19 protein-coding genes are annotated in these 19,676 nt (G+C 51.2%); 8 read left to right on the plus strand and 11 right to left on the minus strand.

Annotated features, from left to right (window positions below; all coding sequences use genetic code 11):
• Nucleotides 1-8 precede the first annotated feature (8 nt).
• The 6 genes from xerC to R2083_RS08740 all read right to left on the minus strand — a co-directional run bounded on the left by xerC (nt 9) and on the right by R2083_RS08740 (nt 4,449).
• On the minus strand, nt 9-902 hold the full coding sequence (gene xerC / locus R2083_RS08715) for a tyrosine recombinase XerC (RefSeq protein ID WP_317530538.1): 894 nt from the start codon (nt 900-902) through the stop codon (nt 9-11).
• Nucleotides 886-1,593 (minus strand): DUF484 family protein, encoded by a 708-nt coding sequence (locus R2083_RS08720; protein WP_317538205.1) that lies wholly within the window; start codon nt 1,591-1,593, stop codon nt 886-888. Before R2083_RS08720 ends, xerC begins: the two co-directional genes overlap by 17 nt.
• A gap of 17 nt (nt 1,594-1,610) precedes the next feature.
• Complete coding sequence (dapF, locus tag R2083_RS08725; RefSeq protein ID WP_317538206.1) at nt 1,611-2,438, minus strand: diaminopimelate epimerase; 828 nt, start codon at nt 2,436-2,438, stop codon at nt 1,611-1,613.
• Nucleotides 2,439-2,458: 20 nt separating this feature from the next.
• Complete coding sequence (locus R2083_RS08730) at nt 2,459-2,980, minus strand: GNAT family N-acetyltransferase (protein ID WP_317530535.1); 522 nt, start codon at nt 2,978-2,980, stop codon at nt 2,459-2,461.
• A 73-nt stretch (nt 2,981-3,053) separates the two neighbouring features.
• Nucleotides 3,054-3,491, minus strand: coding sequence for a PGPGW domain-containing protein (locus R2083_RS08735; RefSeq protein ID WP_317538207.1), 438 nt, complete (start codon nt 3,489-3,491; stop codon nt 3,054-3,056).
• Nucleotides 3,492-3,639: 148 nt separating this feature from the next.
• On the minus strand, nt 3,640-4,449 hold the full coding sequence (locus R2083_RS08740; RefSeq protein ID WP_090316992.1) for a methane monooxygenase/ammonia monooxygenase subunit C: 810 nt from the start codon (nt 4,447-4,449) through the stop codon (nt 3,640-3,642).
• Nucleotides 4,450-4,825: 376 nt separating this feature from the next.
• Between R2083_RS08740 and R2083_RS08745 the strand changes: the two genes are divergently transcribed.
• From R2083_RS08745 to R2083_RS08780, 8 genes are all read left to right on the plus strand, one after another.
• Complete coding sequence (locus tag R2083_RS08745; RefSeq protein WP_317530532.1) at nt 4,826-6,544, plus strand: OprO/OprP family phosphate-selective porin; 1,719 nt, start codon at nt 4,826-4,828, stop codon at nt 6,542-6,544.
• 198 nt (nt 6,545-6,742) lie between these two features.
• Nucleotides 6,743-7,762: a PstS family phosphate ABC transporter substrate-binding protein gene (locus tag R2083_RS08750; protein ID WP_317538208.1), complete on the plus strand. Its 1,020-nt coding sequence runs from the start codon at nt 6,743-6,745 to the stop codon at nt 7,760-7,762.
• A gap of 279 nt (nt 7,763-8,041) precedes the next feature.
• The gene (locus R2083_RS08755) at nt 8,042-9,550 is read left to right on the plus strand and encodes an ABC transporter permease (protein ID WP_317538209.1); all 1,509 of its coding nucleotides are present in this window, start codon (nt 8,042-8,044) and stop codon (nt 9,548-9,550) included.
• Nucleotides 9,547-11,619, plus strand: coding sequence for an ABC transporter ATP-binding protein (locus tag R2083_RS08760; protein WP_317538210.1), 2,073 nt, complete (start codon nt 9,547-9,549; stop codon nt 11,617-11,619). The genes R2083_RS08755 and R2083_RS08760 overlap by 4 nt, the downstream gene beginning before the upstream one ends.
• The gene (locus tag R2083_RS08765; protein ID WP_317538211.1) at nt 11,609-13,219 is read left to right on the plus strand and encodes a peptide chain release factor 3; all 1,611 of its coding nucleotides are present in this window, start codon (nt 11,609-11,611) and stop codon (nt 13,217-13,219) included. Before R2083_RS08760 ends, R2083_RS08765 begins: the two co-directional genes overlap by 11 nt.
• Nucleotides 13,220-13,228: 9 nt before the next feature.
• Entirely contained in the window at nt 13,229-14,290 is a 1,062-nt protein-coding gene (locus tag R2083_RS08770; RefSeq protein ID WP_317538212.1) for a hypothetical protein, read from the plus strand.
• Nucleotides 14,287-15,153 carry a YicC/YloC family endoribonuclease gene (locus R2083_RS08775; protein WP_317538213.1) on the plus strand — a complete coding sequence of 289 codons (867 nt, stop codon included), beginning with the start codon at nt 14,287-14,289 and terminating at the stop codon, nt 15,151-15,153. The genes R2083_RS08770 and R2083_RS08775 overlap by 4 nt, the downstream gene beginning before the upstream one ends.
• Nucleotides 15,154-15,337: 184 nt before the next feature.
• Nucleotides 15,338-15,772, plus strand: coding sequence for an HNH endonuclease domain-containing protein (locus tag R2083_RS08780; RefSeq protein ID WP_317530525.1), 435 nt, complete (start codon nt 15,338-15,340; stop codon nt 15,770-15,772).
• Nucleotides 15,773-15,837: 65 nt separating this feature from the next.
• Here the strand turns inward: R2083_RS08780 and ald are convergent, their stop codons facing one another.
• Genes ald through queD form a run of 5 tightly spaced genes read right to left on the minus strand, consistent with a single transcriptional unit; the run spans nt 15,838 to nt 19,649 of the window.
• Entirely contained in the window at nt 15,838-16,956 is a 1,119-nt protein-coding gene (gene ald, locus R2083_RS08785; protein WP_317538214.1) for an alanine dehydrogenase, read from the minus strand.
• Nucleotides 16,957-16,978: 22 nt separating this feature from the next.
• Entirely contained in the window at nt 16,979-17,719 is a 741-nt protein-coding gene (locus R2083_RS08790) for an SDR family oxidoreductase (RefSeq protein ID WP_317538215.1), read from the minus strand.
• Between the two features lie 39 nt (nt 17,720-17,758).
• The gene (locus R2083_RS08795; RefSeq protein WP_132428986.1) at nt 17,759-18,412 is read right to left on the minus strand and encodes an ankyrin repeat domain-containing protein; all 654 of its coding nucleotides are present in this window, start codon (nt 18,410-18,412) and stop codon (nt 17,759-17,761) included.
• On the minus strand, nt 18,396-19,178 hold the full coding sequence (locus R2083_RS08800; protein ID WP_317530521.1) for a TatD family hydrolase: 783 nt from the start codon (nt 19,176-19,178) through the stop codon (nt 18,396-18,398). The genes R2083_RS08795 and R2083_RS08800 overlap by 17 nt, the downstream gene beginning before the upstream one ends.
• A 21-nt stretch (nt 19,179-19,199) precedes the next feature.
• Nucleotides 19,200-19,649: a 6-carboxytetrahydropterin synthase QueD gene (gene queD, locus R2083_RS08805; RefSeq protein ID WP_317538216.1), complete on the minus strand. Its 450-nt coding sequence runs from the start codon at nt 19,647-19,649 to the stop codon at nt 19,200-19,202.
• Between the last annotated feature and the right edge of the window lie 27 nt (nt 19,650-19,676).

Raw genomic sequence — 19,676 nt, forward strand, 5'->3', positions numbered from 1 at the left:
GCTAGAAGTCAATTCCGTTTTTTTGCGCGCGGATGCGCAGTATCGTAAATCTTGGTCAGATGCTGAAAATCGAGATGGGTGTAAACCTGCGTAGAGGTGATATGCGCATGTCCCAGCATTTCCTGCACGGCACGCAAATCACCGCTGGATTGCAATAAATGAGACGCAAAGGAGTGCCGCAAGATATGCGGATGCACATTCTGGTTTATGCCTTGCTGCCTGGCCCTGCCCTTGAGACGATGACTGATGGTGCGCATACTGATCGCATCACCATGCTGCGATAAGAATAACGCGGTTACACCCGGTTTGACGATCTGTGCCCGTTGAACAAGCCATGCTTTCAACGCTTGCAGGGCGAAATCACCGGCTGGAACAATGCGCTCCTTTCCCCCTTTGCCGCGCACTTTCACGGTTCCTTCGGCAAAATCTATGGCCGCCAGCTTAAGCTGGGCCAATTCCGCCAACCTCAACCCGGAGGAATAAAACAATTCGAACATCGCACTATCGCGCACCGTCAAAATATGATCTGCCGAAAACGTCAGCAGCCGGACAGTTTCATCAGGAGACAGCGCATTGGGTAATTTTTGCGGTGACTTGGGAACCCGCAAACCAATACAGGGATTATGCTGATAGCCGTGACTACGGATTAAATAGCGGTAAAAGCTGCGCCAGGCCGATAACATGCGCGCCAGACTTCTACCCGACAAGCCTTTGCCATGCAGCTGCGCTATGACTTGGCGGATATGCGGCGCTTGCACCTGCGCTAAGTCATCTTTTTGCAGATGACTGAACAGAAGACGAATATCCCGGGCATAACTGTCGGCGGTCAGCGGCGACAAGCGCCGCTCATGCGTGAGGTGATGAATAAATGCAGCGGCCAGTGACTCAGGTTTGCTGCTCATGAGCGGCATGATCTTGAGAAGCGATAGCACTAGCGGCTTCGGCGTGGTCGTAACGGGTTATCGTTGTACACACCAGCTCACCCAGCCGTTTTAAATGCAACGTACCCATCTCTGGGTAAAACCGCTCGGCATCGGGACTGCCGAGAACCAGCAAACCGATAGTTTGCGTTGTTTTCATCGGAATCATCGCAAATGAATGCAGATGCTCAGCACCTTCGCCGAACCATTGCTTGATTTCGTTCGCGACATGGTTACCGCAATACGGCTGCGGCAAACTTTCCGCGATGGTGCGCACATCGTCGCTGACCAGCGTCAATTCAATAGCCGGTCCAGCGTTATTGGCAATATTCCACAGCCGCATGGCCACCAGCGGAACGGCAAAATCTTCCTTCAGACTGAAATACAATGCATTAAAAAGCTCGTCTAGACTGGAAACGGAAAGCAGTGAAATAGCCAACCGGTGCATCTTTTCACCGATGGCATCGTTCTCTTCTCCAAAGCTGATCAACTCCAGCAATTTATCCTGCAATACGCGATTTCTTTCCCGCAATGACATGACTTGCCGTTCATTCAATGAAATGACCTTATCATCCTGCGGATGGGAAATTTGAATATCCGCCAGTAAGTCAGCGTATTCATTGAAGAATTGCGGATGCTCCTGCAAATACTGCGCGATTTCTTCCGGTTTCATCATAATTCCTTGGTTGATTACAAATTTATTTCGCCTTCAAACACGGTGACGGCAGGACCGGTCATCCAGACCGGTTCGTCGTTACCCTGCCAGCTGATCGTCAATTCACCACCGCGCGTACTGACTTTAACCCGGTGATCCAACAGTCCCAGATTAATACCCGCAACAACCGCGGCACAAGCGCCCGTTCCGCATGCCAGTGTCTCACCCGCGCCACGCTCATAAACACGCAACTTGATATGCGCGCGATCCATCACTTGCAGATAACCGACATTCACGCGTTTGGGAAAACGGGGATGCGATTCGATCAGCGCGCCTTCCGCATCGACCGGTGCATTGTCCACATCCGGCACCACGCGCACGGCATGCGGATTGCCCATCGACACCGCACTGATTGTAACCGGCTGGCCTGGCAATTCAAGCGGGTAAGTCAATGCACGTTGCTCAGCGATGAAAGGAATTGCTTCCGGTTCAAAAATGGGTTTTCCCATGTTGACGGTGACATTCCCGTTGACTTCCAAGTGTGGCGATATTACGCCACTGAGGGTTTCGATGCGAATTTCATTTTTTTGTGTCAGACCATGATCATGCACGTAGCGAACGAAGCAGCGCGCACCGTTGCCGCATTGCTCCACTTCTCCGCCATCGGCATTGAAGATGCGATAGCGAAAATCAGCTTGACCCTCGGCTTTTTCAACCAGCAATAACTGATCGCAACCGATGCCGAAATGGCGATCTGCCAATTTGCGGATTTGCTCCCGGTCGAGCGTAATAGCTTGGTTGATACCATCCAGAACGACAAAGTCGTTACCCAAGCCCTGCATTTTGGTGAATTTCAGTTTCATAGCTCAATCCGCCAAGCGGTTTAATTTCTCCAGGTCATCAAATAATCATTCATGACAAAACCATTGCCGATATCAACAATACTATCACCTGTAATTTCAAATCCATAATGCCGATACGCCGAAATCGCGGTGCGGTTATCTTTGTTGACGGTCAGAATCAGCGATTGCAGATTATTTTCCCGCATAATTTGAATCGCGTTTTTAATCAGCATAGCACCATAGCCTTTACGGTGATGGTCATGATGGATATAGAGTTTGTCTATTTTAAGCTCACCTGGCTTATTTGTAAGCATGCAACATGAGAAACCGATGATCGCCTCGTTCAAAATCAGCTTCCGCCACCAGATGGCCGGATTCAACAGTTGCTTCTTGATCAATTCCGGCTGGTAACGCTGCTGCAGCATATATTCGATTTGTTCTGTTGAAATAATATGGGCATAGTGATGCCGCCAGATCGTTTCAGCCAATGCCGAAATGGCATCCGCATCCCCTGTCGTCAAGGGCAATATTTCCGGCTGCTCGATATTTTTGTCTATTCTCATCTCAAACGGTTAATGCATTGCTTACAGCGTGATGAACAGGCTATCAGAATGGCCTGAGTATCCCAAAATTATTTTACTTTTTGGGAGATAAGGCTAGCGTGAGTGGCGGTTTATTGAATTTATGACGCATGGCATTGATGGCGTTAAATACTGTGGGTTGTCCGACAATTCGGACTTCAAACTCACGCTTGTAAGGAATATCCATAAAAGAAATACCGATCAGCATCGTCAGTATCCCTTGCCCAGGCAAAAATAGCATCAAGATACCTGCCATTAGAAATACTGCACCGGCAATATTTTTGACGATTAATCCAATCACCCTCAATACAGGGTGGTGCTCTCTCATCCAGTGACGGGGAACGCGCAAATCGAAATAGTCACTCGGTAACCGGATCAGAATCCATGGAATTGCAATCAAAGAACCGATGAAGCCAATGATTGAAGCGATCGAGAGCGCGATCAATGTTTCGGTCGATATCCATTGTTGAATAGGGGTTGTCAAATCTTCCATGATGTAAGAATACAGATATGCCGAATGAAATTATTCAAACCAACCGGAAGATTGATCCGCTGCAAATGAGTAAAGAAGACGCTGGGCAGAACTAAACCCGTTGCCAGAGTTCAGGCAACGGGTTTAGTTTACAGTAACAGAGAATGGATCAAGGAACGATCCGGTTGTTCAGAATTTCTTTGCTTTGACCATTCCAGATCACATCGGTCAGATTGGAGTAACGGGTGATGATTTGTGCTGCAATACCACCCGAGAATAAACCTGCCCAGCCCAGAATTACAAAGCCCCAGTGCAGTGGCGCGCTGAACAGTTCTTCCATGAACCAGAATGCGTGACCCCATTCGTTCAAACCTACGTTTGGCAGAATCATCAGCGGGCCAGCAATTGCCATCACCAGCGGGAACGATGTGCCGCGGCTGTACAGTGGCAGACGGGTCATCGCGTACAGGTATGATGCTACGCCACATACGATGTACATCGGGAATGAACCATAGAACACCACCACGTGACTTGGGGTAAAGCTGGTGTCACGAATAATCACTTGGTGCCAGGATGCGTCTTGTTCGGTGAAGAAGCTGCCGCCCCAGTAAACACCAAACAGATACACGCCCAGCCACATCATCCAGTAGAAGTAGCGTTTCACTTCCAGTTTCGGATCGAGATTGTCCAGTTGCTCTTTGGTATCACGGGTTTTCAATATCCAACCCCAGGTTACTAACGCAAACAAAGGCATCAGGGTCATGTGAACACGCCACAGGCCCATCCATACTTTGTCAAATTCCGGTTCCATCGAGTCCATACCGTGTGAGTATGCAAACGTTCTTTGGTACCAGATCCAGAATATCGCAACCAGCAGCATGGTTAACATACCCAGTTTGTAGTATTTTGAGTCATACCACAGCGACATATCATAGTCAGCACTTGATGCACTGCTACTCGTGCCATAAGTTGTTGCCATTTTATTTTCCTCCTATTAAATAAATAATAATAAGTCAGTTAGTTAATAGAATTAGTTACTTAGCACGAGAAATCATATTCCCATGTTAAGTACCTGGTTAGATGGGTACTATCGTCATGAAAGTTCCCGTCAATCCAAGAAAATCAAATTATGCATTACGCAACGTCATTGTTACTTTTGCGTTGAATGCATCCGGTATTTTAGGAATTAATAGTTACTATTTCAAGTAGTTAACCTGCCAGCACTGCTATTCCGGATAACAGGCTGTGTCATAAAAGCGTAAAAAAAATGTAACTGTCATAAAACTGTAACATTGATTCTATATAACGGTTGCCACCGTAGATGACTCACTTTTTCAACCCTGGATCAACGACAGATGATGAAATTATTCAGACTTACCCTGGCAACCACCGCGTTAATCAATTTAGGTGTTCTATCCAGCGCCTATGCACTCGATTTATATGTCGATACAAAAACCAAGCAAATTTTTGCGGAACCCGGTCCCGGCCGTGTTCATATGGGCACCTATGAAAAATCAGAGAAATCGGCCAAAACAAAAGCCCCCCAAAGCGTATTGGCAGCGCCTGCACAAACTCCAACCCATGAGGACCGGACAGCGGAAACGGAGAATAAACCTGCAGGAGACCGCTTGGTAAGATTGCGGGAAAAGGCTGAGAAAGAGCAACTTAAGAATCAAGTCTCGGTACTCGAAGAACGCGTCAAGGAAGTTGAAAAAATACACGGGAATTTTGATGACCGCGGCTTACATTGGTCAACCAAGGATGGCAATTTCTCGGTATCGATGAATGGACGGATTCAACCAGCCTCGCAATACAATTTTATCAATGACCCTGACCCCGCTTTCGGAGCGAGTACCGCAAACGAATTGAATAGCGGCATGAATATCCGCCGTGCGCGTTTGGGCATTGAGGGCACTTTTTACAAAATCTGGGATTACAAGTTCGAATACGACTTCAGCCGAGGCAATGGTACTGTCGGATCGGGAATTACTGATGCGTTCGTGCGTTTGAACCATACCGATGCGCTCTCTTACAAACTGGGTTCGTTCAAGGAGCCGTTCAGCTTGGAAGAAGCTGCCAGCAACCGCTATCTGACTTTTATCGAACGGCATATGTCCGTCAATTCGTTCGTCGATAATCCCAACACCTATAAAACCGGTATCGGCGCCAATTACGCGGTTAAGAGATTTCAAACCGGTATTGCATTCCAAACCGAGCCCATCGGCGGATGGTCTTCCGCATCGACTTCCGTCAATGCCAACGGCAATCAGAATCGTAACAATGGCTCCGGCGACACCGGCTGGCAAGGTATTGGCCGTGTCAGCGGCAGACCTTGGATGATTGATGACACCAAGTTTTTCCATGTCGGTGTTTCTGCCGGACATACCGATGTCAACACACAATATCGCGCCGATGGCACCATGGTCGGAGAAGGCCAGATCGGTGGCGGCGGCGGTATGTCATTCTTCGCCTTTCCGGGAACCAACGTGGACCGCACCAATATCCTGAATACCGGTAATCTGAGCACCGGTGCGTTGAGTGATCCGAATCGCCGTCAAGTCACCAGTTATGATCGCTACGGAGCGGAAAGCTGGTTTGTCTACGGCCCATTCTCGGCGCAAGCTGAATATTTGCGCACCAATATCAACGGTGTCGGTTATGACAGCGAACACCTAACCGGTTATTATGGCTTTGTAAGCTATTTCCTGACCGGTGAGTCGAAGGCCTATCACGTCAGAAACGGCGCGGCAAACCGCATCAAGCCTAACCGGCCCTTCCATTGGAACGGCACCGGCTGGGGCGCATGGGAAGTCGCATTCGGCTATGATTACATTGACATGAATTCCGGTGTCATCAAAGGAGGCCGCGCCAACATGGTCAGATTCGGTTTAAATTGGTACCCGCATTCCAATGTTAAGTTTCAGGCCAATGTCATCCATATGCTGGATATCAACACGGCAGCAACGCCAACCACGAATACCAATGGTTACTCAGGCGGCGCCGGAGCACGTACGCATGGATGGAATAATGGTGATCTGAGCGCATTCCTGACACAGTGGACGATTGATTTCTAAAAATCCGCCACTGAGAAGTTGAGCAAAAATCGAGTGTTCAGTGTGATTTTCTGAATGCTCGATTTTAAAAAGCCTGCAATCCATCAATGCTTAAGCTTTTACCAGCATGACATGATTGGAAAACATGCGTTAACATTTTCGTGCGCGGCATTTTGAATGCCGTCATTTACGCCGCATCATCTCAAACAGGAGAATGAAATGTCGCAACCTTATCACTTCAAGCAACTCGCTGTCGCAATCTCATTGGCAATACTGACTGGCTCTGCCACTGTCGCCAATGCACAAACAGTCATTAAAATAGACGGCTCCAGCACCGTTTATCCGATCACCCAAGCCGTAGCAGACAATTTTCAAGCCGCAAAAAAGAACGCGATTAACGTGACGGTCGGTATTTCCGGCAGCGGTGGCGGCTTCAAGAAATTTTGCCGTGGTGAGATTGATATCGTGAATGCTTCCCGCCCGATTCTGAATAGTGAAATGAAAGATTGTAAAAGCGCCCGCGTGCAATATGTCGAAATACCCGTGGCGTTTGACGCTCTGACGGTGGCGATAAACCCGGAAAACTCCTGGAGCACGTCAATGACCATCGCACAGTTGAAGAAAATCTGGGAACCGGCGGCGCAAGGTAAAATCACTCAGTGGAATCAAATCAACCCGGCATGGCCGGATGAAGCGATGAAATTATCCGGCGCTGACGAGGATTCCGGCACCTATGATTACTTCACCGAGGCCATTGTCGGCAAAGCCAAATCCAGCCGTCATGATTTCACCGAATCCGATAATGACAATGTGCTGGTAAATCATGTGGCGGGTAACAAAAACAGCTTAGCGTTTTTTGGCTTCGCCTATTACATCGAAAATCAGGACAAAGTAACCGCCGTTGCGATCGACAGTGGCAAAGGCGCGATTCTCCCTTCTGTCGAAACCGTGGAAAATGGCAGCTATCAACCGCTATCCCGCCCGGTTTTTATTTATGTCAATATCAAAGCGGCTGAAAAACCCGAGGTCAAGGCATTTGTAGAGTTTTATATGAAGAATGCGCTTCTACTGGTCAAAGAAGTTAAGTTCTTCCCTCTTCCACCCAGAGCTTATGCCACCATGCTGGAACACTTCAACAATAAACGGGTGGGTTCGGTATTTAGCGGTAAACCGGCAATCGGCCTTACGATTGACGAGCTGATCAGGCGTGAAGACCGGCTGCAATATGAGAATTTCTAAAAAATATCGTTTGCAACAATAATACGTCCTTCACACAACAGTTCCGGGCAGAGATCTTACGGAGACACTCGCCCGGACTGTTGCTTCCTTTTTCATGCGCAGATTTTCCATCATCACGCGACCTCAACCGTTATCAATGTTAGACTGTATCCTGCCTTAATACATTGATCGGTTTACCGGTATTGATAAATTTTCAAAAAATCCCAGCATTCATTTATGATATGAATGATTATGTGTAATTAAACCGGCCTCATCGCCGCAGAGCCATCCATCCTGACCATGTCTTTTAGCCCGATTATTTTGTGGACCGATGCGCTGATCTATTTGTTTGTCGCCATTGTATTCTTTATCGTTTGGTATATCCGCCGCCATGAACATCTGCTGGCGCAATGGAAGCGCGTGGGACATAGCGCCAGCGGCATGTCAGCGCTCACCGTGCTGATTTTTTTCCTGGCGATCGGTTTACTGGACACGGTGCATTTCCGCCCCGCGCTGGATCACAAGAACAACCAGGGCGAGACGATTTATAGCGTGGAAGTGCTGAGTTTGCTGGATGTACTGGTGGCCCCGTTACGCACGCAAGTCGAGAAAACCTACTCCGCACCGCTGGCAGCGCATTTGTACGCCAAAGAAACCATCGAGCAGGATGGCAAGCAAGTGCGGACTTTTGCCCGGCTCCAGTTTGGCGGCGCGCATTTGCAAGATCCTGACAAGGAACACAGCGCCGACATCACGCAACTTGCGTTAAAAGGCTTGGCCTGCGGTTTGCTGATCTGGAGCGTACTGTCCGTTGGCTTAATCGCCCGGCTGTCCCATCGCAGCCGGCAGAATTTTGCGCCATACCTGCTGGCCATCTGGCGCCGCAACACCGAAATTCCCTGGCGCGCTATCTTGATCACCCTACTCATTCTGTTGCTCATCATCGGCTGCATCACTGCATTGGCCGGGCATTATCATGTGCTGGGCACCGACAAGGTCGGGCAGGATATTTTATATCAATCGCTCAAAAGCATACGCGTCGCGCTGGTGATCGGCACGCTAACCACGCTCATTATGCTGCCGTTCGCATTATTGCTGGGCATTATGGCCGGTTATTTCCGCGGCTGGGTCGATGATGTCATTCAGTATATTTACACGACGCTGAACTCCATCCCCAGCGTTTTACTGATCGCCGCCGCGGTATTGATGATGCAGGTGTATATCGAAACCCACCCGGAATTATTCGACACCATTGCATCGCGCGCCGATCTGCGGCTGCTGTTTCTCTGCATGATCCTGGGTATCACCAGCTGGACCGGATTGTGCCGGTTGTTGCGCGGTGAAACGCTGAAATTGCGTGAACTGGAATACATCCAGGCGGCGCATGCATTCGGCGTTTCGCATTGGCGCGTCATCAGCCGCCACATTTTGCCGAACGTGATGCATATCGTGCTAATCGCCACGGTAATGGATTTCAGCGGATTGGTGCTGGCCGAAGCGGTGTTGTCGTATGTCGGTGTCGGTGTCGATCCGTCGATGATCAGTTTCGGCACCATGATCAACGCAGCGCGGCTGGAAATGGCGCGTGAACCGATGGTGTGGTGGGCCTTGCTGGCGGCGTTCAGTTTCATGTTTACTTTGGTATTAAGCGCCAATTTGTTTGCCGATGCGGTCCAGAATGCATTGGATCCACGCATCCGGACATTACGGCAACGCACGGTACTCTCGCGTTTTGGCAAAAAAGAAAAAAGTGTAAAAGACAACGCGCCCGAAGCAACCGCAGCGGCAAAATCTTCTTCTCATCCATGAATACCTTGCTGGCAATAGAAAATCTCGAAACTGTGCTGCACACCGGCGATGCGCCGGTACGCGCCGTCGATGGCTTAACCCTGACCATCTCACCCGGGGAAACATTTGCGCTATTGGGTGAATCCGGTTGCGGCAAATCGATGACGGCGCTGTCGATCATGCGCTTGCTGCCGGATGTCGGTGAAATCGTTGGCGGAAAAATCAGCATCGGCGGCACGGATTTGCTGCAATTGCCCGAAACCGGCATGCGTAAAATCCGCGGCAAGCGCATCAGCATGATTTTTCAGGAACCGATGCTCAGTCTGAATCCGGTTTTGACCATCGCCGAACAGATCGAAGAAGTGCTGCTGCAGCATTTGAATCTATCGCAGCAGGCCATGCAAGCGCGCATCCGGGAATTGCTGGAACAAGTCGGCATACCCGATGCGGAACGCCGCATGCACGAGTATCCTTTTCAGTTTTCCGGCGGCATGAAGCAACGCGTCATGATCGCGATGGCGCTCGCCGGTGAACCGGAACTGCTCATTGCCGATGAGCCGACCACCGCGCTGGATGTCACGATACAAGCACAAGTGCTGGATCTGATGCGGCACATTCAACAGCAGAAAGGCATGGCCATTTTACTGATTACGCACGATCTAGGCGTGGTGGCGGAAATGGCGCAACGCGTCGCGGTGATGTACGCCGGTGAAATTGTCGAGCTGGCAACCCGGCACGATTTTTTTCATCACCCGCGCCACCCCTATTCGCAGCAATTATTCGCCGCATTGCCCGGAAAACAGAAACGCAATCAGGCATTAACCGTCATTCAAGGCAATGTGCCGTCACTGGCGCAGCAATTTACCGGGTGCCGGTTTGTCGACCGCTGCAACCAGGCACTGGCGCAGTGCCGCGATACCGTTCCGCAATGGCACACGATTTCCGGTCAACATCAGGTCCGCTGCCATTTATACCGCAACAACGCCGATCAAGTGGCCGCCGTTGCCAACACAGCATCACAGGAAACCGCGCATGAAATGCCATCGACTCCGCTGGCAACAGACGAAGTGCTGTTGCAGGTCACTGACTTGAAAGTGCATTTCCCGATTCGTAAAGGCTTGTTCAAACGTGTCGTGGGTCATGTCAAAGCAGTCGACGGCGTGTCGTTGAAAATTGCCGCAGGCAAGACGCTGGCGCTGGTGGGCGAATCCGGTTGCGGTAAAACCACGATCGGCAAAAGCATTCTGCAATTGATTCAGCCCACGGCGGGCAGCGTGCGTTTCAAGCAACAGGAATTGAATGGACTGAGGCGCAGTCAATTGCGGCCGGTACGTTCGCAGCTTCAGATCATTTTTCAGGATCCTTATGCTTCCTTGAATCCGCGTATGCGCATCATTGAAATTCTGCAAGAAGGCATCAATGCCTTAAAAGCCTATCAAACCGGTTACCCTGGCAACGATACGGCTGCATCCGCCCAGTCCCGGGAAGATGAAATCGATGCATTATTGCAACGTGTCGGTCTGCCTGCTGAGGTAAAATGGCGCTTTCCGCATGAATTTTCCGGCGGACAACGGCAACGCATCGCAATTGCCCGTGCCTTGGCGGTCAATCCCAAGCTGCTGATTTGCGATGAACCGACCAGCGCCCTGGATGTATCGGTTCAGGCGCAGATTCTGAATCTGCTCAAATCGCTGCAAAATAATTTAGGACTTGCATTTTTGTTTATTACCCACAATATCGCGGTTGTAGAGTATCTGGCCGATGAAGTGGCGGTGATGTATCTGGGACGTATCGTTGAACACGGGCGTATCGACGAGGTGATGAATAACCCCAAGCACCCATACACGCAAGCGTTGTTATCGTCGGTTCCGCACATCGAAGCGGATCCAGCGCGGCACATCATTCCGCTCATGGGAGATTTGCCATCACCGGCGGCACCACCGGCGGGCTGTCATTTTAATCCGCGTTGCGCGCATGCCATACCGGTTTGCCGTGCAGCCTACCCGCCAGCCAGTTCGTTCAGCGCCACGCATAGCGCGCATTGTTATCTTTATTCACAGGAACACAGAACTACCGATTATGAGCATTGATCAAGAAGTATCGCGGCGCCGCACGTTCGCCATTATTTCCCACCCGGATGCGGGTAAAACAACGCTGACGGAAAAATTGCTGATGTACGCCGGTGCGATTCACATCGCGGGTAGTGTCAAAGCGCGCAAAGCCAGCCGCCACGCCACTTCGGACTGGATGGAAATCGAGAAGCAGCGCGGCATTTCGGTGGCCAGTTCGGTCATGCAAATGGAATACCGCGATTGCGTCATCAATCTGCTCGATACCCCCGGTCACCAGGATTTCTCGGAAGATACCTACCGCGTGCTAACCGCCGTCGATGCCGCATTGATGGTGATCGATGCCGCCAACGGTGTCGAAGCGCAAACGCTGCGCCTGCTGGAAGTGTGCCGCGCGCGTAACACGCCGATCGTCACTTTCGTGAATAAAATGGACCGCGAAGTACGCGAACCGCTCGATCTGCTCGATGAAATCGAGCGTACGCTCGGCATGACGACTATTCCATTCACCTGGCCGGTCGGCATGGGAAAAAATTTCCACGGCGTATGCGATTTGCAAAACAATGGCATGCGCGTATTTCAACCGGGATCGGACCGCGTCGACAATGAAAACGAAGTGATCGCCAGTTTTGACGATCCGAAAATCCAGCAACGCTTCGGTGTAGGATTATCCACCGCGATGCAGGAAATCGATTTGATCAAAGGCGCATCTCCGCCTTTCGACCATGCCGCATTCCTCGCCGGTAAACAAACCCCGGTTTTCTTCGGTTCGGCGATCAATAACTTCGGTGTGCGCGAAATTCTCGATGCATTGGTCGATCTGGCGCCACCGCCCGAATCGCGCAACGCCATTCAGCGCGAAGTACAGCCGGACGAAAAGAAATTTTCCGGGATGGTGTTTAAAATCCAGGCCAACATGAATCTGGCGCACCGCGACCGCATTGCCTTTGTGCGCGTCTGCTCGGGACACTTCAAACGCGGCATGAACTTGAAAGTCGCGCGTAATGGCAAGGATATCCGCACCAGCACGGTCGTGTCCTTTTTATCGCAGCGCCGCGACATTCTGGAAGAAGCATACCCCGGCGACATCATCGGCATACCGAATCACGGCACGCTGCAACTGGGCGATACTTTGACTGAAGGCGAAGTGCTGCAATTCACCGGCCTGCCCTTTTTTGCGCCGGAAATCTTCCGCACCGTGGAAATCGCCGATCCGCTGCGCAGCAAACAACTGAAACTGGGATTAGCGCAACTGGGTGAAGAAGGCGCAATTCAAGTATTCCGCCCGCATTTGGGCAATATGCTGTTACTGGGCGCTGTCGGCACGCTGCAATTTGAAGTGGTCGCGCACCGCCTGCAACATGAATACGGTGTCGCGGCGCGCATCGCCTCGGCCAAATATCAATTGGCGCGTTGGATTACCAGCGACGATCCGCGCGAATTGCAGCGCTTTATCGAAGCCAATTCACACCGCATCGCCTACGACGCTGTCGATGCACCGACATTTCTGGCTTCGTTTGGCGCGGAACTGAGTGTGGCGGAAGAAAACTGGCCTGCCATTCGTTTTCATAAACTGCGCGAGCATGCCGGGCTGGTTTTTCAGAGCCACATGAACGGATAATAGAAACATATGACGGCATGGCTGCGGTTTTTTCTGGCATGGGCGCTCTTTACAACCGCAGCATGCGCGGACGATTCAACTCCTGTTGCTGAGAAGACTACCCGCTTTGTGGTACTGGGCGATATGCCCTACACCGATGCCGAATATGCCCTACTGGAGCAGCCCAATGGTGCAATCGCCAAAGCCATTCGTGCATTGAACCCGCCCGTGCTGATCCACCTGGGTGATTTTAAAAGAGGCCGGTTGAGCTGCAACGACGATTTGTTTCAAGACCACTACCGCCAGATCGCGCAACTCAATCCGCATAAAACGGTATACACCCCCGGCGATAACGACTGGACCGATTGCGACCGATTCAATACCGGCATGCGGCATGACGAACTGGAGCGCCTCAGTTATTTGCGCCAGCTCTTTTTTCATCAGAACCGGCAACACTTAACCCAGAATATTCCGGGCCTTATCCGGCAGGAAGGATTTATCGAAAATGCGCAGTGGAATATCGGCCCGGTCGCTTTCACCACGCTGCATATTCCCGGCACCAATAATGGCCGCAGGGAAATCCTACGCAGCAACATCGACGATGCCTTGAACGAAGCGGATCGCCGCGATCATGCCAACACCGGATGGCTGCAACAACGCTTTGCCACAGCGGAATCCGCGCAAGCGGTGGTCATCGCTTTCCAAGCGGATATGTTCGACTTTGATCACGAGAAACCGGTCTGCACTGCGAGCAACCGCACCGATTGCGATGGCTTCCGCTCGCTGCGCGATCTGATCAAGCACAAAGCCGAACAATTCAAGAAACCGGTTCTCATTATTCACGGCGACACCGCAGCGTATTGCCTGCACCAGCCCTACCCTGGCATTCCCAATCTTTGGCGCCTGAATGCGCCGGGCGATTACAAATACATCGACGCGAGTCTGGTGGCATTCGATCCGGAAAACAAAGACACGCCCTTTACCGTAACCGGTCTGTTGGACCGAAAACCCGCTCCGGCGATCTGTGACGACAACTTGCTCAGCTTATCCCGGTATGTTCCCCTTCAAACTTTAAAAGCACTTTTATCATGATTGTCAGCATGACCGGCTACGCCGCCGCAACCCAAGAAATGCCGTACGGATCGTTCAATCTGGAAATCCGTTCGGTCAATAACCGCTATCTCGACCTCCAGCTCCGTCTACCGGATGATTTTCGCAAGCTGGAACCGGCTATGCGCGAACTGCTGACGAAACAACTCAGCCGCGGTAAAGTCGAATGCCGCCTGAATTTTTCCCCGTCGGCGAACACGGAAAATTCACAGCAGCTCGATCAGGCTTTGCTGGAAAAATTGCTGCAACTGGAACAAACCATCAAAACACGCCACCCCGCCGCACCTTCGTTATCGGTGGCGGAAATCCTGAAATGGCCCGGCATGCTTGGGAGCGACACGGCACCCGGCGAGGAATCCGATGCAATCGGCATGACCTTGCTACAAACCGCATTGAATGACTTAAAAGCCGCGCGGATACGCGAAGGCGACAAACTGAAATCCGTTTTGCTGGAACGAATCAAGCAAATGCGCCAATTACTGCAATCCGCTTCCCCGCGCATCCCGGCGCTGATCGCCACTTTCGAGGAAAAACTGCGCACCCGGCTGGAAGAAATTCTTGGTACACAGGAAAACGAACGCATCCACCAGGAAATCACCCTATTCGCCAGCAAAATCGACGTCGACGAAGAACTCTCACGCCTGCAAGCACATCTGGACGAAGTCGAACGCATCATCAATAAAGGCGGCGCCGTCGGCAAACAACTCGATTTCATGATGCAGGAACTACATCGCGAAGCCAACACCATCGGCTCAAAATCGGTCGATCTGGAAATTACGCGGATTTCGATGGAATTGAAGGTGATTATCGAGCAAATGCGCGAGCAGGTGCAGAATATTGAGTGATGGAGTTAACCTTCATCATGTTTGACAAAAATCCAAGTCCATGACAATCGAACACAGCTCAACGATTGAAACCGCATGCCGACTTATAACTACAAGGGATTTCGTTCGTGCGTCACACATAATTTCATCTGAATATCCTTTTTGTCCATCTCAAAATCCTGGTCGAAATTATACGCCTACTGTTATGACCAAAATTTTCTTACGAGATGGCTTCATTGATCGTTACCGAGGTACAAAACTCGTATTTCCACCGGTGCTTCGGCTCTTGTCACATTATCTGCCAGCAGAATTTCCGTATCATAAAAATGGAAAGATGAGCGAAGGACATATGGCGTATTGGGAGCTTTTCCCAACCATTGATCACATCGTGCCAGTAGCCAGAGGAGGCTCCGACTCAGAGGATAACTATGTATGCTGTTCCATGCTCACAAACAGTATTAAATCAAACTGGACTCTTGAGCAATTACAGTGGCGTCTTCTCCCAGAAGGGGATCTCACTAAATGGGACGGCTTGCTGAGTTGGTTTTTGCACCAAGCAAAAGCAGATCCCGCAGTGTTGGGAAATGCCTATATTAAGAGATGGCATGCAGCCGCTTCCAAGCTTGTACAAAAGAATTAAGACTACGGCCAGCACATAACCCATACCTGGGTGAATAGCACCTAGCAGTAATACTCATCAGACCCTTACTTAGCCAGCACTTCGATTGCAGACGTATACTTCAACCCCAAATCCCGCGCCACCGCTTCATACGTCAAGCGGCCTTGAAAAACATTCAGCCCGTTGCGCAAATGTACATCGTCCGTCAGTGCTTTGCGATAGCCTTTATTGGCCAGCGCCAGCACAAACGGTAAGGTTGCGTTATTCAAGGCAAACGTAGAAGTTCTGGCAACTGCGCCGGGCATGTTGGAAACGCAGTAATGCACCACACCATCGACGGTGAAAATGGGATTGGCCAGCGTGGTCGGTTTGGAGGTCTCGAAACAGCCGCCTTGGTCGATGGCGACGTCGACCAGCACGGCGCCGCGATTCATGCGGCTGACCATTTCCCGGGTCACCAGTTTGGGAGCAGCGCCTCCGGGAACCAGCACCGCGCCGATGACCAGATCGGCGTTTGACACATGTTCTTCGACGGCGTCCACGGTCGAAAATACGGTATTGATTCTCGAGCCGTATTGAAAATCCAATTGCTGCAAGCGGTGGATCGATTTATCCAGCACGGTGACATGCGCTTCGACGCCCATCGCAATGCGGGCGGCGTTGGTGCCGACGACACCGCCGCCGATCACAACGACGCGCGCGGCGGGCACGCCGGACACGCCGCCCAGCAGCATGCCGCGGCCGCCTTGATCCAGCTCCAGCGCGTGCGCCCCGGCTTGAATCGCCATGCGGCCCGCTACTTCGCTCATCGGCGCCAGCAACGGCAAGCCGCCGAAACTGTCGGTCACGGTTTCATAAGCGATGGCGATACAGCCGGAATTCATCAAGGCTTTGGTCTGCACCGGATCGGGAGCCAGATGCAGATAGGTGAACAATACCTGCCCTTCGCGCAACAGCGGCAGCTCGGATGCTTGCGGTTCTTTGACTTTGACGATCAGATCGGCTTTGGCGTAAATCTCCTGCGGCGCATCCACGATCTCGGCGCCTGCGTTGCGATATTTATCGTCGCTCAAATCGATTTGCATTCCGGCATTTTTCTGCACCATGACGTGATGGCCATGAGCAACCAGTTCGCGTACCGTTGCCGGCGTCAGTCCCACCCGGGATTCGTGAATTTTAATTTCCTTAGGCACGCCGATACGCATTTGCTTCTCCCTTCCCTATCCGTTAAATAATTCCACCGTTGACGCCAATATTTTGTCCCGTAATCCAGCGGGCTTCATCGCTGACCAAAAACAACACCACCTGCGCAATATCGTCCGTTGCACCCAGCCTTCCCAATGCCGCCATCGCAGCCATGCGTTCGATATCCGCCGCCGTTTTGCCTGTGCGGAACAATTCCGTATCGACCGGACCGGGTGAAACAATATTGGCGGTGATACCGCGTTTCCCCGTTTCGCGGGCGAAAATCCGCGTCAATTGTTCGACAGCGGCTTTAGTTGCGGCATACACACCGTATTTAGGCAGCATCAAGCGCGTCACGGTACTGGAAACAGTGACCACGCGCCCGTGATCCGCCAGCTTTAGCGCCGCTTCGCGCAACGTATAAAAAACACTTTTGAAATTGATATCGACGATGCGATCGAATTCGTCGTCGCTGATTTCCGCGATTTCCTTGAACACCAGGATACCGGCGTTATTGACGAGAATGTCGATGTGCTGGAAACGTTCGATTGCAGCTGTGAAGAGCTGCTGCACCGCAGCCGGATCGCTGACATCGGCCTGCACCGCCAGGCATTCGCCACCGGTTGCGGTAATGGCGGCGCATACGTGGTCCGCAGCGGCTTGGTTTTGCGCATAATTGACGATGACTTTTGCGCCCGCCTTGGCTAATGTCAGCGCTATCTCCGCACCGATCCCGCGTCCCGAGCCGGTTACAATGGCGACTTTTCCTTGCAGCGTTTGCATGGTCAAATTACCGGCCGGATAGCTGCTTTTGCGTTCAATTTATTTCGCCACTTCGCGGCTCTTAAGAAACTTGACCATATCCGGGTGATTGTATTTTTCCGCCCAGGCCAGGGCATTGTCGCCATGCTCATTTTTGATCGCTGGGTCGGCGCCCTGGTCGAGCAACAATGAAACCGCATCAAAATGATTGCCCCTGACCGCCATCATCAATGCAGTCGAGCCATTGTCGGTAATCGAGTTAATAGCAGCGCCACCGGACAGCAGTAACCGGATGGTGTCCAAATGCCCGCCGTAAGCGGCGTAGGTTAATGGATTCCAGCCGCTATGATTGATCTCGGCGCCTTTGATGTAAAACAACCGCACCAATTCGGTCAGGCCATGATAGCTGGCCAGCATAATCGCCGTTTCGCCGTAGCGGTTGCGGATATCCAATTGCGCACCGGCAGCGATCAGCACTCGTGCCATGTCCAAATTTTTATCCTTGGCCGCGATCATTAAGGGCGTATAGCCATCGCGGTTCGCCAGATCCGGATTGGCACCTTTTTCCAATAACCGGGAAACTTCGGATAAATTTCCCTTTTCCACCGCCCACATGAAATCTTCCTGAATACCCGCAGCCGCATGAAGTGGCAGGTAAGAGAGCAGCACTACAGCACATATCGATAACCAATGCGATTTAAGCAGGTATGCCATATTTAGGTGGTTTGAATAGATTAAAAAAATTATCCGTGGTTGCAGTTGCAATATCTTCCAGATCCGCATTCCGCAAGCGCGCGATTTCCTCCGCTACATGCCGCACGAATGCAGGTTGATTCTGTTTACCGCGAAAAGGCACCGGCGCGAGATAGGGCGAATCGGTTTCAATCAGCATTCTATCCAATTGAATGTTCTTGGCAACTTCTTTTAATGCCACGGCATTTTTGAACGTCACGATGCCGGAAAATGAAATGTAAAAATTCAGCGCAATCGCTTGCTGCGCAACTTCCCAGCTTTCGGTAAAACAGTGCATCACGCCGCCCACCTGATCGGCACCCTCTTCTTGCATGATCCGCAGCGTATCGGCGGCAGCGGAGCGGGTATGGATGATCAGCGGTTTATTCACCTTACGTGCCGCGCGAATGTGCTGGCGGAAACGTTCCCGCTGCCATTCCAGATCGCCCTGCAGGCGGAAATAATCCAGACCGGTTTCACCGATGGCGATGACTTTCGGATGATTAGCCAGTTCGGCGATTTGCTCGGCGGACGGTTCGATCTGATCTTCATAATCCGGATGAACACCGACGGATGCGAATAGATTCTCGTGTGCTTCCGCCAAGGCGCGCACCCGTGGAAAGTTCGGCAAATCGACGCTGACGCAGAGCGCGTGCGTAACATGGTTGTCCTGCATGTTCAGTAATAATTGATCCAGATCTTTGGCCAGATCGGGAAAGTCGAGATGACAATGTGAATCGATAAACATAACAATAAATAGTCTCTAAAATTAGACCCGGCCACGCACCGCGTCGGCCCAGCAGTTCGGTGTTTCATACAGACGCACCTGCTCGAGTTGCAGATGATTGCCATAGCTATCCTGATAGGCGCCATCCAGAATATTAAACGCAATCAGCGCCAGATTTTCCGCTGTCGGTTGCACATCCAACACAACGGTTTTATGATCTTCGATCGATTGCAAAAATTGTAAAACTTTCGTATCGCCTGAGTACACTAAGAATGCGTGATCCCACTGATCGACCAGTACCGATTTGGCAATGCGTTTGACTTCGGAGTAATCCATCACCATGCCTTGCTGCGCGACACCTTCGTCAGCGATAATGTGGCCGGATAGCGTAATCTCGATACAGTAACGGTGGCCGTGCAGATGGCGGCATTGGCTGTTATGCGTTGAAATGCGGTGACCTGCGTCAAATTCCAGCCTGCGAGTAATGAACATACGTACAATTGAGAAGCAAAATGAATA

The sequence above is a fragment of the Nitrosomonas sp. Is35 genome, assembly GCF_033063295.1.
Taxonomy (GTDB): Bacteria; Pseudomonadota; Gammaproteobacteria; order Burkholderiales; family Nitrosomonadaceae; genus Nitrosomonas.

Bases quoted from the DNA above. Each gene is read 5' to 3' on its own strand.
- xerC (WP_317530538.1), bottom strand. From the start codon at position 902: ATGAGCAGCAAACCTGAGTCACTGGCCGCTGCATTTATTCATCACCTC.
- R2083_RS08720 (WP_317538205.1), bottom strand. From the start codon at position 1,593: ATGAAACCGGAAGAAATCGCGCAGTATTTGCAGGAGCATCCGCAATTC.
- dapF (WP_317538206.1), bottom strand. From the start codon at position 2,438: ATGAAACTGAAATTCACCAAAATGCAGGGCTTGGGTAACGACTTTGTC.
- R2083_RS08730 (WP_317530535.1), bottom strand. From the start codon at position 2,980: ATGAGAATAGACAAAAATATCGAGCAGCCGGAAATATTGCCCTTGACG.
- R2083_RS08735 (WP_317538207.1), bottom strand. From the start codon at position 3,491: ATGGAAGATTTGACAACCCCTATTCAACAATGGATATCGACCGAAACA.
- R2083_RS08740 (WP_090316992.1), bottom strand. From the start codon at position 4,449: ATGGCAACAACTTATGGCACGAGTAGCAGTGCATCAAGTGCTGACTAT.
- R2083_RS08745 (WP_317530532.1), top strand. From the start codon at position 4,826: ATGATGAAATTATTCAGACTTACCCTGGCAACCACCGCGTTAATCAAT.
- R2083_RS08750 (WP_317538208.1), top strand. From the start codon at position 6,743: ATGTCGCAACCTTATCACTTCAAGCAACTCGCTGTCGCAATCTCATTG.
- R2083_RS08755 (WP_317538209.1), top strand. From the start codon at position 8,042: ATGTCTTTTAGCCCGATTATTTTGTGGACCGATGCGCTGATCTATTTG.
- R2083_RS08760 (WP_317538210.1), top strand. From the start codon at position 9,547: ATGAATACCTTGCTGGCAATAGAAAATCTCGAAACTGTGCTGCACACC.
- R2083_RS08765 (WP_317538211.1), top strand. From the start codon at position 11,609: ATGAGCATTGATCAAGAAGTATCGCGGCGCCGCACGTTCGCCATTATT.
- R2083_RS08770 (WP_317538212.1), top strand. From the start codon at position 13,229: ATGACGGCATGGCTGCGGTTTTTTCTGGCATGGGCGCTCTTTACAACC.
- R2083_RS08775 (WP_317538213.1), top strand. From the start codon at position 14,287: ATGATTGTCAGCATGACCGGCTACGCCGCCGCAACCCAAGAAATGCCG.
- R2083_RS08780 (WP_317530525.1), top strand. From the start codon at position 15,338: ATGACCAAAATTTTCTTACGAGATGGCTTCATTGATCGTTACCGAGGT.
- ald (WP_317538214.1), bottom strand. From the start codon at position 16,956: ATGCGTATCGGCGTGCCTAAGGAAATTAAAATTCACGAATCCCGGGTG.
- R2083_RS08790 (WP_317538215.1), bottom strand. From the start codon at position 17,719: ATGCAAACGCTGCAAGGAAAAGTCGCCATTGTAACCGGCTCGGGACGC.
- R2083_RS08795 (WP_132428986.1), bottom strand. From the start codon at position 18,412: ATGGCATACCTGCTTAAATCGCATTGGTTATCGATATGTGCTGTAGTG.
- R2083_RS08800 (WP_317530521.1), bottom strand. From the start codon at position 19,178: ATGTTTATCGATTCACATTGTCATCTCGACTTTCCCGATCTGGCCAAA.
- queD (WP_317538216.1), bottom strand. From the start codon at position 19,649: ATGTTCATTACTCGCAGGCTGGAATTTGACGCAGGTCACCGCATTTCA.